This is a genomic window from Sorangium sp. So ce426 (assembly GCF_051475585.1).
Lineage (GTDB): Bacteria > Myxococcota_A > Polyangia > Polyangiales > Polyangiaceae > Sorangium > Sorangium cellulosum_B.
The window spans coordinates 1,115,795-1,131,585 of sequence record NZ_CP150341.1 but is presented as its reverse complement, the minus strand read 5'-3'; the positions used below and the strand labels follow the sequence as shown (position 1 = coordinate 1,131,585).

Below are 15,791 nucleotides of genomic sequence, written 5' to 3'. Positions count from 1 at the left end.
CGCCGCGTCGGCGGGGCGGGAGGTCAGAACTGCGTGAAGAAGCTCCAGATGGACGAGCTCGCGAAGCTCGGCGTCTGGTGGTCACCGGGAAACTCGCAGCGGTGCACCGGGTACCCGTCCCGGCACCCTTGATAGGCGACGCACGAGTTGGAGCCCACGGGGCTCGTCTGGGTGCTGCAGCCGTTCTTGCGCACGAAGACGTCGAGCGCCGCCCTTCCGGCCGATACGGGGACGACGCTGTCGGACAGGCCGTGCGACATCCAGACGGCGACGGGCAGGGTGTTGGACTGGTTGCAGCCGCTGTAGAGGGCGCCGGACATCGGCGCGATGGCTCGGAAGACGTCGGGCATATCACAGCCGAGCGCGTTCGACATCATCCCCCCGTAGCTCCACCCGGTCGAGAAGACGCGGCTCGTGTCGACGCAGAGGTTGGCTTTGAGGGAGTCGACCATGGCGCGGGCGAAGGCGATGTCGCGCCCGCCCGAGTTGGCCCAGCCGTTGTCGATGCCGTTCGGCGAGACGAAGATGGCGCTGCCGTTCGCCAGCGCCTTGAGCCCATAGTACCCGTTGTTCACGACGTCGTTGGCCGACCCGCCGCGCCAGTGCCAGCCGAACACCAGCCGATACGCCCTGTTCGGGTCGTAGTTCGCCGGAATGTCGAGCACGTACTGGCGCGTGGTGCCGTTGACGTTGATGGTGCGGTTACCGCTGGTGAGGGAGGTGGGAATGCCGCAGCCGGCGCTGCGCGTGCCGGCGGAGCCGCCGCCACCACCACCACCGGAGCCGCCGGAGCCGCCGGAGCCGCCGGAGCCGCCGGTGCCGCCGGTGCCGCCGGTGCTGCCGGTGCTGCCGGTGCTGCCGGTTCCCGAGCCCACGGGCGTGAGGCGGAATTGCTGATTGGCGCCGCCGTTCGACGCCCATTGAATCACGGCGGTGCCGTCCGCGGTGCCGCGGCCGTAGACGTCCAGGGACTTGCCGCTGTGGCGCGCGGTGAGGCGCACGACGCCGCTGGCGACGTCCGTGAACGACCACTGCTGGTTTGACCCGCTCCAGCAGGAGTATTGCTGGATGGTGGCGCCGTCGCCGGTGGAGGCGCCCGCGACGTCCATGCAACGGTTGCTGTTGACGTTGCGGATGCGATAGTAGCCGCCGCCCGCCGATTCCATGCGGAACTGTTGCCGCGTCGAGCCGTTGCAGCTGGCGATCTGCATGGCCGCTGCATCAGCGGTGCTGCCTCCAGCCACCTGCACGCATTTTCCACTCTGGACGCCGACGATCGTGTAGACCGCGCTCGTGTCGATCGTGATGGCGCCCTCGAGCGAGCCTGCCTCCTCGATCTCGGCGTCGTACGCCTCCTCGGGGCCGATGACGCACGACACGGCGACGATGCCCGTCGCCACAGCAAGCAAGCTCTGCTGAATTCCGAATCTCATCTTGTCCTCCTCGTCAACTTAAGTAAGTAAAACTGGAATCATCCCACTGCTCAGCGCTGCCCTTGCGCAGGTCGGGGTCGCTCGCCGCGCGCTCAAGGCATCGAGCAGATGGCGTTGCCGTACAGCACAATCAGAATGTTCATGGTACAGCCCCCCGGAAAGCCTGCTGCTGGGCGGGATACGTCCGGTCGCTTCCGGGGTTCCCGTCGCTGCCGGCTGCGCCGGGGTCCCACCGCCGCTGGGATCGTTGCTGCAGCAACGGTCCCGACTGGCCAGGACCGCGATCCCAGCCGCGAGCGACATGACCGCTCGCTACTTCATGACCGTCTCCTGGATGCGCATGACGGCCCATCCGGAGCGAAGCAAAAGCATGACGACCGGCCGACAGTGTGAGCGTTCACATATCCGGTGTCAACTTCGATCGACAAGCCTGCCGCTCGGCTGGCGAGGTGCGCGCTGCTGTGAACATTCACAATTTCACAGCCAGCGCGCTCGCGGTTCCTCGCCAGGCGCGCCGCCCGGCTCGCCAGGAGCTCCAGCGGTAAGAACATCCCTGATGCGAAGGAGTGGAGGTGTGCCCCACACGTGACCACAACGAGATTCGTGAGCCGCGGCGCTCCGTCGGGCGCACTGCTGCAGGAAGTCGAGAGGATGCCACGACCGAGCCGGCGCTGGCCGGCGAGGCACAGGATGGCAACGGAGGAACCGATGATCCGTAGGACTCGAATTGCGCTGGTGTCTCTCACGCTCGCGCTCCTGCCCGCCTGCGGCGAGGCCACGGCGACGGCCAACGCGGAGATGGCGCTGAGCGAGGAGCTCGGCGCCGCGGCGCTGGTCGAGGAGCACGACGAGGGGAATGTCGCCTGGCGCATCGACGGCGACGGCCAGGTGAAGGCCGCGATCACCGCAAGCTCCGGTGTGCGCATCAAGGAGGACGTCGGCGGCACGCTCGTCTGGAAGCTGCCGTCCGGAGAGGCGCGGACGATCCCGCTCGCGATCGACGCGAGGACGGGGCTCCTCGTCGCGGCGGGGCCGAAGCTCGAGGCGGACCTGACGGAGATCAGCTACACGCTCACGATCTCGGGCAAGCCGTGGAGCGGCGTGCTGCACGTGCCCGCGGGCGGCACGGCGGAGCTCGTGGCGAGCGCCAGGGTGAGCGCGGAGAGCAAGGTGTCCGAGGTCACGGTGGGCCCCCACGGCGGCTCCGTCCAGGTGGTCGGCGACGACCGGCTCGAGATGGTCGCCAACGAGGCCACGGGAGAGGTGCGCGTCTATGTGCTCGATGCTCACCTCAAGCCGGTCGCCGTCGAGGGGCGAACGCTCAAGCTGGGTCTCGTGGCCGAGCGACCCGAGGTGCTCGTCCTCGCGCCGGCTTCTGCCGGATTCTACTTCGTGGGCAAGCTCGCGGCGGTGGTGAACCCGCTCCGACTGACGGTCGCGCTCGGATTCCGCGGCACGACGCGCGTGGCGCTCTGGGGCTACCGGCCCGGCGTGCGCGTGATCGCGACGGCCGCACGGGCGCCGCGGGTCAACATCCTCGTGAAGACCTTCGTCGATGGGCCTGACATCGACGTGCGCGCGGGCGCGCGCGCTGACGTGGATGTGAGGGTTCACGACCATGATCACGGCGGCGACAAGGTCAAGATCATGGTCCACGACAAGGACCATGGCGGCGGTGACAAGGTAAAAGTCATGATCCATGACAAGGACCATGGCGGCGGTAACACCAAGGTCATGATCCACGACAAGGAGCATGGCGGCGGCGGCACCAAGGTCATGATCCACGACAAGGACCGTGGCGGCGGCAACACCAAGGTCATGATCCACGACAAGGGCCATGGCGGCGGCGGCAAGGCGAACGCGCATGGGAGCAGCGGCGGCGCGGCCAAGGCAGGCGGCGCCAAGGGCAAGCGCTGAGCTGCGCCGAGCCCGCAGGCGCCGCCGTCGGGGCTTGACGTCCACGAGGCATTTGGACTTCCCTCCCCCGGCGCTGCCCGAGAACGATTCGATCGAGGTGACGCTGCACTTCGACATGCTCGGCTCGCCGCGCTGCGGGCTGGGCTCATCCAGGCCTCGCGCGCTCACGCGGCCTCACGTGCTGGGCCTGTCGCGCGCCGCCCGCTCGATCTCCTCGATGACCTCTTCGGGCCGGACATCCCTCTTCAATTCGTCCAGGGTTGCGCCCTCTCCGCTGGTGACACCGAGATGACGAGCGATGTCGTCCACGAGGCCGATCAACCGCGTGACCTCGTGCTCGGCGAGGAGGTTGATCTGGAGATCCAGATCAGCCCGTTTGTCCGCGAGCGCCTGCATCCGGTTCTGGCTGATGAGCACGAAGGTCGACAGGAAGATCGCCTCGACCGATGCGATCATCGCCAGCATCACGAAAGGGAATGGGTCGAAGGGCTGGATCCAGGGGACGACGCCCAGGTTCACCAGGATCCAGCCCCCGAACAGGAGAGCATGGATATAGACGAAAGGCATGCTCCCCGCGAAGCGGGTGATCGCGTCCGCCACCATCTCTTGGTGGGTCTTCCCACGTTCCATCTTCTCCCGTACGGCGATCAGGGTCTCTATGTTGCGCCGGACCAGGCTGTTCAGCTCGCTTGCGTTCTCGTGACGTCGATTCCGCTCCATCGGGGCCATGCGGGATGCAAGTTTCGCCCCCGCGGGGCGACCTGCGCCCTTCCCCGGCGTGGACCGTACCCGCAGGGACCTCGACCGTAGTCGCCGTGGTGTCGATCGCTCACGCGGCGACGAGCATCCGTTCCCCGTCGTGCCGCGCCGCCGCCCACGTCTCGTCCCAGGCGGCGTCGGCCTCGGCGCGCGGGAGCCGGCCGAAGGCCTGCACCTCCTTCCGCTCGCCCTCGATCTCGGCGTCGTCCGCCGGCGGCGCCGGCGCCGGTCCGGTCATCGCGTCGCCGACCGCCTCGCGCACCTCGCGCCCACCCTCGGCCAGGCAGTAGGCGAGCACGCGCCACCCGAGCTCGGCGTGCAGCGCCTCGTCGCGCGCGATCTCGCCGAGCGCCAGGCGCACGCCCTCGTCCCTCGCCCCCGCGAGCGACCGGCGCGCCCGGGCCGCCGCCGTGCCCTCGCCGAGACAGCCGTCGTGCCACGCCTCGAGCGCCATCCGCACGAGCGCCGCCTTCCGGTCCGCGTCGCGCGCCGCCGGAGGCGGGAGAAGCGCGGGCCTGAGGCGCCACCCCGCGAGCTCGCTCGCGATCTCGCTGCACCGCGCCGTGTGGCGCACCTCATCGCCGAGCGCGGCGAGCGCCCACGCCACGAGCGACGCGGGCGCGCCCACCGCCGCGAGGTCCCGCGCGAGGGCGAGGAACGCCGGGATCGAGCCGCACTCGGCCCGCGCGCTGTCCAGCCACGCTCCCGCGAGTGCCGCCCGGGTCGCGCGATCGAGCCGCGCCCGGCGCGGCGCGGCGGGGCCCAGCCCGAGCACCGGCGGGAGCACGACTCCATCGGCCGTGCGCCGCGGCCGGCCGTCGATGACATGGGACCGCTCTCCGAAAGGCCGATTGGCGCGGAGACCCATGCCCAACATCCCTTCGGGGACGAACAGCTCGCCCGACACCGGAATGACAGCGCGCGCCGAAAAATCGACGACCACCGGATCGAACAGGCTGGCCATCGCGCCGACGTGGAGGCCGTGCTGCGCCGGGAACTCGTCGCTGATGCGGGTGCGGTACGTCCAGCCGAGCTCACCGTCGACGCTGCAGGCGACGACCTGCTCGGAGTTGCCCGAGGTATCGCCGCCGCCGTGGCTGCCGACCGCGAAGCGGCCGGCAGAGAAATCGAGCCATGTCGCCTGCGCGAACGGACCGAATCCCATGTGACCCGAGTCGAACGCTCCGGCGAAGCTGCCCTCCATGAGGAACGTCGCCCGGAGGTCGGCGCCGAGACCGAAGGCGAGCCTCTGGCCGAAGGAGACCGACACGGAGAGCCCGACCGACATGGCAAAAGCATCGTCCTCGGCGCGCGCCTGGCCGGGCAGCGAGACGAGGGCGGCGACACCGAGGGCGGCGAGCGTGGGCGGGAGCGCGCGGGAACAAGAGGACATGGAGCCTCCGTAAGCCAAAAGGGGGACCAAGGATCGAACTTGGCTCCAAATTTACCAGAGGGCGCGAACCGGCACGACCGCGGTGGATGTCGGAAAGCGGCTCTGGAGGGCGCGAGCACGCGCCGCGCGCGGTCCGTTCGGAGCCCCATGTCGCCGTGCGACCGGCGACGAGCGAGCTCGCGGCGGAGAAGGCCCACGCGCAACAGAGCGCGACCTTCTGGGCGGAACATCCCATCCAGGAGCCCGCGAAAAAAGATTGACCCTCGATCCCGCGACGTCGCCACATATCCATCTGGGTGTTGCAAAAAGTTTGCCGAATTGAGAAATTCCCCTCGCCAGGCGGATGGGGCACCGGGCACCCTCGGCTGGGTTGTGGGCCCCCCGTCTCTCGCCTGCTCGACCTCGGGGGTGCGGCTGGCAGCAACGCTCCTGCTTAACACGAGAAAGGAAACGGAGACCATGACACGCACTTATCGTCACTTGATGCTGCCTCTGACCCTCGCGCTCTTCTCGCACGTGGTCGGCTGCGGTTCAGACACGGATGCGGACACCTCGAGCGACGGCTCGACCAGCGCCTCGTCCACCTCCGGCGGCAGCACCACCTCGTCCACCTCAGGCGGCGGCACCACCTCGTCCACCTCAGGCGGCGGCACCACCTCATCCACCTCAGGCGGCGACACCACCTCATCCACCTCAGGCGGCGACACCACCTCATCCACCTCGAGCGGCGACACCACCTCATCCACCTCGAGCGGCGACACCACCTCATCCACCTCGAGCGGCGGGACGACCGAAAAATTCAGCTTCTTCGTGACCAGCCTCGCCGCCATGCGGGAGCTGTCGGGCTCCCAGGACGGCTTCGGGGGCGACCTCCGCTTCGGGGAGACAGGGCCGGGCGCCGGTCTCCGCGGCGCGGACAAGATCTGCGCGACGATCGCCGAGAAGAGCCTCCCGGGCGCGGGAAGCAAGACGTGGCGCGCGTTCCTGAGCGCCACGGCAGGCGAGGACGGGAAGCAGGTCAACGCGATCGACCGGATCGGCGAGGGGCCCTGGTACGACCGGCTCGGCCGGCTGGTCGCGAACGAGAAGGCGGAGCTGCTCAACACGCGCCCCAGCGCGGCCGACGCGGCGATCAAGAACGATCTGCCGAACGAGGACGGCGTCCCCAACCACCAGCCCGACCCGGCCCAACCCGAGGTCGACAACCACGACACCCTGACGGGCTCCAACCCCCAGGGGCAGCTCCAGGGCGCCAACGCGACGTGCAAGGACTGGACGGCCAAGACGGGAGACAGGTCCGAGGGGACACCGCAGGTTGGACACTCGTGGCCAAGGGGAACCGGCGGCGGGGGCCTGAACTTTGCCCACTGGATAACGACCCACAATGCACCGGGGTGCGCGGCGGGGGTCAATCTCGTGGACGCGGGAGGCCCGGCGCCGGGCTCGAACACCGTCGGCGGCGGCGGCGGCTACGGCGGGATCTACTGCTTCGCCCTGACGCCCTGACGCCCTGACGCAGGCAACCCGGTGCGCGCCGCCTCCCGGCCGACAACGCCATGAGCCGCCCCGAGCTGCCGGCCGAACGACGAGCTCATCGAGCTCACCGCGGGGCCGTCGCGCTGGATCGGGCACCCCTCCTCCCGGCGTCAGCGACCGCCGAAGCCGGGAGCGAACAGGGCCGTCATCCGATCCGGACGGCTGGCGCCGAGGCGGACCATCACGTCGTCGGCCGTCCGGACGAGCGCGCGGCCCTCCTCGCCGCCAAGCACCTCCCCTAGCCGCCTGCGCGCCGCCGCGGCGCTCAGCGCGACCTCGCTCGCGTCGAACCCGGCGATCGCCGCCTCCAGGTGCGTGCGCGCGAGCGCCGCGTCGCCGCGCGTCCAGGCGACGGCGGCCAGCGTGAGCCACGCCTGGGCGCTCGCCCAGCCCACCCGCTCCCGCAGGAGCGCGCCGGCCACGCGCTCGGCGATGCGCAGCAGCGGGGCCGGCTCCGCCGCGCTCGCGACCGCGTCGAGCGCCGCCCGCCCGCGCAGCTCGATCGCGCCGATCCGCATCGGGCTCATGCGCAGGTACGTGGAGTCCTCGACCATCGGCCACGCCGCCGTCAGCCGGCGCCACGCGGCGCCCGGGTCCTCGCAGTACAGATCGATGAGCACGTCCGCGAAGAGCCCGAAGAAGTGCTGCAGCTGGAACCCCTGCTGCCGCCACGCCGCGAGGGCCTCCGCGAGATCCGCGCGCGCCCGCGCCGGATCGTCCGCGGCGAGCGCGACGAGGCTGTGGCCCCCCGTGACCGTGCGCAGCGACGTGACGGCATACCTGTCGCCGCGCGCCTCCGCTTCCTTGATCCACGTGGAGAGGCGCTGGGCGAGCCGCCTCAGATCGCCGAGCTTGCCGAGCCCGATCATGCAGATGGTCTGCGCCGTGCCGATCTCCCAGGCCACCCCGGTGCACCGCTCGCGGAAGATGCGCTCTGCCTCCTCTGCGTGCATCACCGTCTCTCGAAACGACGTCTCGTGAGCGGCGATCGCCCGCTGGATCCGGAGGACGCCCTCGACGCGCGCGTCGCCGGAGCGCTGGAGGAGCGGCGTCACCGCGGCGAGGGCGCGCTCCACGGAGCTGCCCGCCGGCTTGCCGATGATCGACGCGAACAGCGCCATGAACGCGAGCCCGAGCGCGACGCGCCCCGGCTCCCTCGCGGCCAGCGCGAGGAGGAGGTGCTGCGCGTGAAAGCCCACCGCGCGCACCGGATCGACCGCGCAGAGCCCGAGAAACGCAGAGAAGCAGACGTCGACGCGGCGAAGCTCGCCAGGATCGATCTGGCTCGCGTCGCGCTCCTTGAACCCGAAGCCGCGCAGGGCGAGCCGCGTCCGGTGGACGAGCGCCGCGGCGAGGGCGCGGCGCTTCGTCTCGGGGTAACGCAGGCCCGTCTCGGAGAGCACCTCCCGGAGCACCGCGACGCCCTCCTCCGTGTGACCGCTCGTCAGGAGCTGCTCGGCCGCGAGGCGCTTGCAGTCGAGGACGACAGAGGGCGCCGCGGCGCCTCCCGTGGCGTCCGCCGCGCCGAGGTAGGCGCGGGCGGCGTCGGCGCCGCGGCCCGCGTTCGCGAGCGCATGGCCGAGCTGCACGAGGAGCCCGTGCCGGCGGTCGCTGCCCGCGGGCGCGCAGTCGAGCGAGAGCTGGTAGAGCCGCGCCGCGTTCTCGAAGGCGAGCGCCGCGGCGGCCCTGTCCGCCGCCTCCGCAGCGTACGCGCCCGCCCTGTCGAGGTCGCCCGCGCCGTGGAAGTGACGCGCGATCTGCTCGGGATCAGCGCGCCCCAGGGCCACGAGCTCCTCGCCGAGGCGGCGGTGATGGTCCTTGAGCCGCGACGGCTCGATCTGGCCGGACGCCGCCTCGCGCACCCGATCGTGGTACGCCTCGACGGGATCGGCCTCCTCGAGCCCGCCGGTGCGGACCAGGTGCCATGTCCGCAGAGCGTGCAGCGCCGACGCGGCGTCCCCCTGCAATCCGGCGGCCCTGAGCGCGACGCGCTGCTCGATGGGGAGCCCCGCGACGGCGATCACCTCGAGCAGCCGCCGGGCGTCCGACGGCAGATCCGCGAACCTCGCCAGGAGCAGCGCCTCCAGCGACACCGGCGGCGCCGGGGAACAGGCGTCCTCGTGACCCGGGTGAACCGGCGCTGCGCGGCCCAGGTGGAGCGCGAGCTCCGCCAGGAAGAAGGGGTTGCCCTCGGACTCACGGGCGATCTCCGACGCCTTGTGCGAGGGCCCGTGGCCGCCCAGGAGCGAGCGAGCCAGCGACTCCGCTTCTTCAGGGACGAGCGGGCCGAGGCAGAGCCTCCGGTGCTCGGTGGCCCCCGTCCACCTGGGCGCCGGAGCGCCGGAGAGCTCCCGCAGGAAGGGACTCGATGCCTCGTCCTCGGACCGATACACGCCGAGCATGAGCATCGAGGGCGGATCGGGCGGGCCGAGGAGGTCGGCGAGGAGCAGCGCGCTGTCGCGGTCGCCCCACTGCAGATCGTCGATGGACACGACGAGCGGCCCCTTGTCGGCGAGCGCCGAAAGGAGCTCCTTGAGCGCTCGAAACGCGCGGAACCGGAGCTCCTGGGCGTCGTGGATCTCGAAGGCGCGCCGCGGGACGTCCTCGATGGCCGCGACGACGCGCAGGGCGGGGAACACGCGCACGAGCTCGTGGATCCCGCGCGGCAGGAGGCCCGCGGCCTCGGACCGCGGCAGCCGCTTGAGATGCCGGCTGAGGGCGTCCAGCACGCTGTCAAAGGCCTTGAACGGAACGGACTCGCGCTCATGACACCGGCCTGCCAGGACCACCGCGGCGCGGCGGCCGCGCAAGTCGTCGAGGAAATGCTGGACCAGCGCCGACTTGCCCATGCCGGAGCGGCCATGGACGTAGACCGCCACCGGGCGGCCAGCGCGCGCCTCGTCGAACGCTCCCTGGAGCGCTCGCAGCTGCTCGCCGCGCCCCATGAACGGCGCGCGGGGGAGCGGCGTCGGCGCCTCGGCGCCAGGCGGCGGAGCGGCGGGCCGGGGAGCGGCGACCGCCGCCTCGCGCAGGACGCGCAGCGCGTCCGCGCCCGTGGCCCGCGCGCGCGGGTCGCGCTGGAGGAGCCGCAGGCACAGATCGCTCAGCGGCCGAGGCGCGTCCGGCGCGATGAGGTGAGGCGGCGGCGGCTCGCCGAACGCCTTCGCCTCGACGATGTCGAAGAGGCTGCCGCTGAAAGGCGCGCGGCCGGTGAGCGATTCGTAAAGGATCACGCCGACCGCGTACCAGTCCGCGGCGGCGGACGGCTCTCCACGCATGTGCTCCGGCGCCATGTAGATGGGCGTCCCGGCGACCGGGGCGTCCGTCTCGGCGGTCGCGAGCGCCGTCCTGCGAGCCCCGGTGTCGCGGGCGATGCCGAAGTCGAGCACGACCACCCGCCCGCTCTGGTCCACGAGCACGTTCGAGGGCTTGAGATCCAGGTGCAGCTTGCCCGCGCCGTGCAGCGCCTCGACGGCGTGCACCAGCTGCTCGAGCGCCTGGCAGAGGCGCGCGACGTCGACCTTGGGCTGTGACGCGGGCTCGCCGCCGGAGGCCGCCGGCGCCGCGTCGCCGGCGCGGGGCGAGGGCGCGCGGCCGTGGAGGTTCGCCTGAGAGGTCGTGGCCGCCGCGGGGGACGTCCGCTCCGGGACATGCGCCGGCGAGCCCGGGGCGCCGAGCTCGCCCCCGCGGACGTACCTGGTGAAGCTCACGCCGGAGACGAGCTCCATCGTGAAGAACCAGCGCCCCTGCGCGGAGATGAGCTCGTAAAGCGTCACCAGGTTCGGATGGGCGATGTCCGCGATGGCGCGGAACTCGCTCTTGAGACGGAGGATGTCGGCGGCCTCCATCCGGAGCAGCGTCTTGAGCGCCACATCGGCGCAGCGAAGCCGATCGTGAGCGTGGTAAACGACCCCCATGCCGCCCGCACCGAGGCGGGCGCGGATCTCGAAGCGGTCCGTGCCGCCGAACCCCTCGGCGGCCGGACCGTCAGCGACGCTGTCCATCTGAGCTGTCCATCTGACCCGTCCCTGCCTCCGCGACGCGCCATCCTAACAGCGCGCCCGCCGCGCGCCAGAGCGCGCGCCGCGATGAAGGCAGACGACGCGGCGTGCGCCGTCGACTCAGCGCTCCGAACGGGCGGGCTGAATCAAGGAGAGAGGGGGAGACGCCGTCCGCTGGCGTCCCCGAGGAGCGGGCTCCGCGATCAGTTACACGGCCCGAGGTCGGCCCACTCGGCCGGGCACCAGGAGGTCGGGTTGCTTGGCGGGCAGCTCGGGTGCGACCACCAGATCTGCTGGGTCGCCGACCAGAGGTGGCCGCCGTCGGTCACCAGCGTGGAGGGCGTATACACCTGCGCCGACATCCATGCGGGCGCGCTGCTGCAGTCGTTCGCGGGCACGGTCGACGTGCAGGCCTCCCAGGTCGACGGCGACGCGCTGAGGTTCTTGTTCTGGTAGACGTAGGGCGCGGCGTCGTGGAACGACCAGGTGCTCGCGCCCGACATGTTCTGCCAGGCGCCCGTGGTCGTCTTCACCTGCTGGCGAAGCATCTTGATGGGCGCCTCGCAGGAGACCTGCGGCTCGGGGTACTGCGGGCCCACGTCGGCGAAATGCTCGATGTCGTGCGCATACATCTCGACGGTGCTGCGCGCGTCCTGGGCGAGGAACTGCCAGCCGGCGCCGTCCTTCATGTCGACATAGAGGCAGAGCTGGGCGCCGGTCACGCTCGCGACGCGCTCGGGCGTGCACCACTCGTACTTGAAGACGACCTGCTGCCCGGGCTGCAGGCCGCCGAGCGAGCCGCCGCAGGTGCCCCCCGAGCCCCACTGGGTGTTGCAGCTCGAATGATTCCCTGTGACACCGTTGTCATCTCCGAAATAGTAGACGAACCATCCATCGGGGCTGTGGTAAATGCCGGACTCCAGATTGTAGTACCACTGGCCCACCGCGGTCCAGGCCGTGGACGCGTTCAGAAGCGTGGGTACCTGCCACTCGATGAGCCAGCCGCGGGTGTCTCCGACGTTGCCCGTGTAGCTGCTCGTCAGATCGTAAGTTCCGCGCTGGCTCGCCACCCCGAGGCTCTCCTCTTCGTCCGCCCCGGCACCGGCGGTGCATGCGGCGGCGCCGAGGGCTCCGAGGAGCAGCAGCGCCGCGCCGATTCGCGGCAGGGCAGCGCGTGACGGACGGAGAGAACAGGGTTGCATCGACAGAGTGCTCTTCTCGATCATAAGGATTCTCCTGAGAGCGATGTTTTCCCCCGCGGCGCTGAATAGCGCGGACCGGGGCCGCCCACCGTTAAGTCGTGTTAAGGCGAACGACGTGATTCAGGGGTGGGGCGCTGAGCGCGCGGGGCCGTTCGCGTGGTAGTTCGCGGATAGGTCGATGCGCTGGTGGCGACGTGGAGAGCAGCTCAGCCCGCGACGGCGTCGATGATCTGACGCGCCCCGGTCACGGCAGCTCGAGGCCGAGGCCGAGATCGAGGATCGCCGACACCGGTGACGCACGGAAGACGTCGCGCCGCTCCCCCGCCTCGTCCGTGTAAAAATACACATCGCGCGCGAGCGGCACCGCGATCCCGAGCCCGACGGCCCCGAACAGCGGGCCCACGAAGCGCCGCCGCACGCGCGTGTCGAGGCTCAGATCGAACACGAGCCGCTCGTGGCGGAACCTGCTCTGCACCGCCGGTCCCTCGACGCGCAGCGATCCGACCATCGCGCCGGCGCAGCCCGAGAGGGCCGTCCCGCCGCGCGCGATCTCGACGGGGCACACGGACAGCCTCCCGTACGCGAGCGAGAACGAGGGCGATCCGGGCACCTCGCCCGCGACCGAGCTCTTCCACAGCGCGCCGCCCAGCTCGAACCCCGGCCCGCGCGGCGGCGTCGCGTGCGCGCGGACCCCGACCCCGACGTTCGCGGGCCCAGGCGTGAGCCCGAGCCCGCCCACCGCCTCCACCGCGCCTCCCACCCGCCAGGGAGCGCTCGGCGCCGCTGGCGCCGGCGGACACGCCGGGGGCACGGCAGCTCTCGTCGCGGTCGGGGGCCGCGGGGCAGGCCACGCCGCCGCGCCCGCGCCCGGCGCGCCCCCGGCGGCGGCCGCGGCTGGGCCGCCCGCGCCGCCGGGGGGCACGAGCGAGGCGTCCGGGTCGACGAGCAATGCGATCACGAGCTCGAGCTGCTCGTCGATCGCCCGACAATCGACCTGCTCGGCCTCGATCTCCCGCGACCCGATCGCCGCCCCGCCCGCGCCGAACACCCGGATCGTCGCACGCCAGACGCCGGCCTCCTGCGCGCGCTCGATCCGCCCCTCGATGGACACCTCGCCGCGGGTGGGCGGCACGAACGCCCCGCGCCCGAGCCGCCGCTCCACGGCCTGCGCGAGCGTCGGCGCGTCGATGCACGCCTCGGCCCCTGGCATCCTCACCCACGCGAGCGACGAGGCGCGCGGGGCGGCACCTGCGGGACGATCGAAGCTGCCCAGCGCGGCCCCGACGAGGAGCGCGAGCGCCGCGGATCTCATGCGGCAGCTTATCCAGGCGATCGCCGATGCCGTCAAGCGCCCGACGCATCGCGTTCGCGAGAGCAAGCGCCGCACGACATCGCTGTCACAAGACACCGAGGCAGCGGCTGCCCGGAGCTTGGATTGAAATACCCTCCGAAGCCGGCGTCGCCGAGCGCCCCAGCGGCCGATGCGGTCTACCCCCGGGAGACATCGATTCGGCCGCAAGCCCGCTCATCGGCGCGCCGTCTCCCATTCGGGGCTGCTCAGGAAGTACGTATCGTAGAGCTCCTGCACGTCGCGCAAGGTCTCGGGCGGCTCCTCGCCGTACGCGATGCGCGTCAGCTTGCGAAAGTAATCGAAGCGCTCGACCCCTGGCGTGATGACGACCAGGAGCTCTGCGCCCTTGCCGCGCGCGGCGGCGAACGCGTGGGCGACCCGCGGAGGGACCACGAGCAGGTCGCCCTTCTCGGCCGTCACGATGTCGCTCCCCGAGAGGACCTGCACGGCGCCGTCGAGCACATAGAACATCTCGGCCGAGGCGTCGTGACGGTGCGGCCGCGCGCCGTCCGCGTCCTTCGCGAGCGTCACGCGTACGGTGGAGAGGGCTCCGCCCGTCGCGCTGCTGTCCGCGAGGAGCTGGATCCGCGCGGCGGGCGAGCCGACGACCTCAGCGTCAGCGCCACGGACGACGACCGACCGATCGAAACAGGGCTGGATGATCGACATGCCGCCCAGTGAAGCACCCGTGGAGAGAGCGCTCACCTGGAAAAACGTACGGAGCGCTCCCGCGGCGTGTGGGAGGCGCTCGCCCCTTCGATGGCGGATGCTTGGTGGAGCTCGTGGAGGCGACGTCGCTGTTCCAGCAGGCGGACGGCGCGTCCGTCACCTGGGATGAGCGCGCTTCACGGGGCCTTCGGGCGGGGAGCAGCATCGGCGCCGGAGGCCATGCACACCTTGAGGCCCTCCTGAAGGTTGCGCAGCGTGATCATTCGATCGAGATCCATACCCACGGACACGACGGTCTGAGCCACCGCGGGCCGGATGCCGGTCACCACGACGCGGGCGCCGAGGAGCTCCACCGCGCGCACGATGCGGATCAGGTGATCGGCCGTGCTCGTGTCCACCGCCTCGACGGCGGTCAGATCCAGGATGACGTTGCGCGTCTGGCTGTCGACGATCGCGCCGAGCAGCCGCTCCATCAGCGCGGACGCGCGCTGGTTGTCGAGCCCTCCCATGACAGGGACGGTGAGCACGCCGTCCCACACCTGGATGATCGGCGCCACCATCGCGCTGAGCGCCGTCTCCTGCTGCTGGATGAGCTCCAGCTTCTCGCGCAGCGCGAGCTCGGTTTTCTCCCGCTCGGCCACCTCGTTCCTGAGCCGGGACAGCGCGACCGCGAGATCCGAGCTCGTGCCCCGATCGGCCTCGAGGAGCGCCGAAAGCCGCGCCTCGACGGTCTCGTCGGTCGGGCGGACCAGGAACTCGTCGTACGCCGCGCCCTGCGCCGCGAACACCGTCTGTTCGGCCCAGCAAGGGACCCCGAACAGGCGCTCGGTGATCCCGGCCAGCTTTCCGGCCAGCATCGCGCTCCCCCAGCTGACCCCCAGCGCGCGCTGGTAGATCGCTTCCCAGCTGTTGACGGCGCGATACCGGACCTCACGGCGCTCGCGGTCCACCGCGACGGCCTCCCACCGCCCCCACCCGGCCGGCCAGGCGATCTCGGACACCTGCCGTATGCCCTCCTCGAAGCCCGGATGCGCGCCGATGATGGCCCAGTCGCCATCGACGCTCTGCCGTCCCCCGAGCTGGAGACACAGGTTGAAGCGCTCGACCCCCACCATCGCCACCATGCCCGACATCAGACCGGCCACCGTGCTCGGGATCCACATGCTCAGGGTAGGCATCCCGGCCCACAGGTTGACGCCGTTCTTCAGGTCCCATTCGATGTCGAATCCAGAGATTGTTATACGGGAGGTAGTCATAAACTCATGTGGTGGCGTGATGGGGCGCGGACCCGGGGCGCCCCATGCGCTGCGTGCCGCTCCGCCGGCGCTCCTTGCCTGAAGCGCGCCGGAGCGGCAAGCCCCAGCGCCGGGGCGGCGGCACGGCCTGGGTCGTGGGTCGGGTCGCCGCGAGCGACGAGAGGCTCGCGCGGATGAACGCCGAGCGAGCGGCGCTGTCGGCTGCGGCCCGAGGCTTCGCTTGTCAGCTGCCACGCAAAGTTTCCATCGACGCTCGAGCGCGCGACGCTGGTTC

General features: G+C 71.2%; 11 protein-coding genes. 2 read left to right on the top strand and 9 right to left on the bottom strand.

The window, feature by feature from the left end; all coding sequences use genetic code 11:
• Window positions 1–23: 23 nt before the first annotated feature.
• Window positions 24–1,433 (bottom strand): RICIN domain-containing protein, encoded by a 1,410-nt coding sequence (locus WMF44_RS04190; RefSeq protein WP_437297829.1) that lies wholly within the window; start codon window positions 1,431–1,433, stop codon window positions 24–26.
• A 735-nt stretch (window positions 1,434–2,168) separates the two neighbouring features.
• On the opposite strand from WMF44_RS04190, the gene WMF44_RS04185 reads away from it, so the two are divergent.
• Entirely contained in the window at window positions 2,169–3,350 is a 1,182-nt protein-coding gene (locus tag WMF44_RS04185) for a hypothetical protein (RefSeq protein ID WP_437297828.1), read from the top strand.
• Window positions 3,351–3,524: 174 nt separating this feature from the next.
• Here WMF44_RS04185 and WMF44_RS04180 read toward each other — a convergent pair whose 3' ends face one another.
• From WMF44_RS04180 to WMF44_RS04170, 3 genes are all read right to left on the bottom strand, one after another.
• On the bottom strand, window positions 3,525–4,070 hold the full coding sequence (locus WMF44_RS04180; protein WP_437301527.1) for a DUF1003 domain-containing protein: 546 nt from the start codon (window positions 4,068–4,070) through the stop codon (window positions 3,525–3,527).
• 109 nt (window positions 4,071–4,179) lie between these two features.
• Window positions 4,180–5,502, bottom strand: coding sequence for a hypothetical protein (locus WMF44_RS04175; RefSeq protein WP_437297827.1), 1,323 nt, complete (start codon window positions 5,500–5,502; stop codon window positions 4,180–4,182).
• A 476-nt stretch (window positions 5,503–5,978) separates the two neighbouring features.
• The gene (locus WMF44_RS04170; RefSeq protein WP_437297826.1) at window positions 5,979–6,332 is read right to left on the bottom strand and encodes a hypothetical protein; all 354 of its coding nucleotides are present in this window, start codon (window positions 6,330–6,332) and stop codon (window positions 5,979–5,981) included.
• Between WMF44_RS04170 and WMF44_RS04165 the strand changes: the two genes are divergently transcribed.
• Window positions 6,313–7,008 (top strand): hypothetical protein, encoded by a 696-nt coding sequence (locus WMF44_RS04165; protein ID WP_437297825.1) that lies wholly within the window; start codon window positions 6,313–6,315, stop codon window positions 7,006–7,008. The two genes, WMF44_RS04170 and WMF44_RS04165, sit on opposite strands and share 20 nt — an antisense overlap.
• 140 nt (window positions 7,009–7,148) lie before the next feature.
• Here WMF44_RS04165 and WMF44_RS04160 read toward each other — a convergent pair whose 3' ends face one another.
• From WMF44_RS04160 to WMF44_RS04140, 5 genes are all read right to left on the bottom strand, one after another.
• A complete protein-coding gene (locus tag WMF44_RS04160; protein ID WP_437297824.1) occupies window positions 7,149–11,042 on the bottom strand; it encodes a serine/threonine-protein kinase in 3,894 nt (1,297 codons plus the stop codon).
• Between the two features lie 200 nt (window positions 11,043–11,242).
• Complete coding sequence (locus WMF44_RS04155; RefSeq protein WP_437297823.1) at window positions 11,243–12,241, bottom strand: hypothetical protein; 999 nt, start codon at window positions 12,239–12,241, stop codon at window positions 11,243–11,245.
• 244 nt (window positions 12,242–12,485) lie between these two features.
• Entirely contained in the window at window positions 12,486–13,553 is a 1,068-nt protein-coding gene (locus WMF44_RS04150) for a hypothetical protein (protein WP_437297822.1), read from the bottom strand.
• Window positions 13,554–13,766: 213 nt separating this feature from the next.
• On the bottom strand, window positions 13,767–14,261 hold the full coding sequence (locus WMF44_RS04145; protein WP_437297821.1) for a cupin domain-containing protein: 495 nt from the start codon (window positions 14,259–14,261) through the stop codon (window positions 13,767–13,769).
• A 176-nt stretch (window positions 14,262–14,437) separates the two neighbouring features.
• On the bottom strand, window positions 14,438–15,517 hold the full coding sequence (locus WMF44_RS04140; protein ID WP_437297820.1) for an STAS domain-containing protein: 1,080 nt from the start codon (window positions 15,515–15,517) through the stop codon (window positions 14,438–14,440).
• Between the last annotated feature and the right edge of the window lie 274 nt (window positions 15,518–15,791).

Coding starts and splice junctions, on each gene's coding strand:
- WMF44_RS04145 (WP_437297821.1), bottom strand. CDS start 14,261: ATGTCGATCATCCAGCCCTGTTTCGATCGGTCGGTCGTCGTCCGTGGC.
- WMF44_RS04160 (WP_437297824.1), bottom strand. CDS start 11,042: ATGGACAGCGTCGCTGACGGTCCGGCCGCCGAGGGGTTCGGCGGCACG.
- WMF44_RS04150 (WP_437297822.1), bottom strand. CDS start 13,553: ATGAGATCCGCGGCGCTCGCGCTCCTCGTCGGGGCCGCGCTGGGCAGC.
- WMF44_RS04170 (WP_437297826.1), bottom strand. CDS start 6,332: ATGGCGGCGAGGCTGGTCACGAAGAAGCTGAATTTTTCGGTCGTCCCG.
- WMF44_RS04155 (WP_437297823.1), bottom strand. CDS start 12,241: ATGCAACCCTGTTCTCTCCGTCCGTCACGCGCTGCCCTGCCGCGAATC.
- WMF44_RS04180 (WP_437301527.1), bottom strand. CDS start 4,070: ATGGAGCGGAATCGACGTCACGAGAACGCAAGCGAGCTGAACAGCCTG.
- WMF44_RS04190 (WP_437297829.1), bottom strand. CDS start 1,433: ATGAGATTCGGAATTCAGCAGAGCTTGCTTGCTGTGGCGACGGGCATC.
- WMF44_RS04140 (WP_437297820.1), bottom strand. CDS start 15,517: ATGACTACCTCCCGTATAACAATCTCTGGATTCGACATCGAATGGGAC.
- WMF44_RS04175 (WP_437297827.1), bottom strand. CDS start 5,502: ATGTCCTCTTGTTCCCGCGCGCTCCCGCCCACGCTCGCCGCCCTCGGT.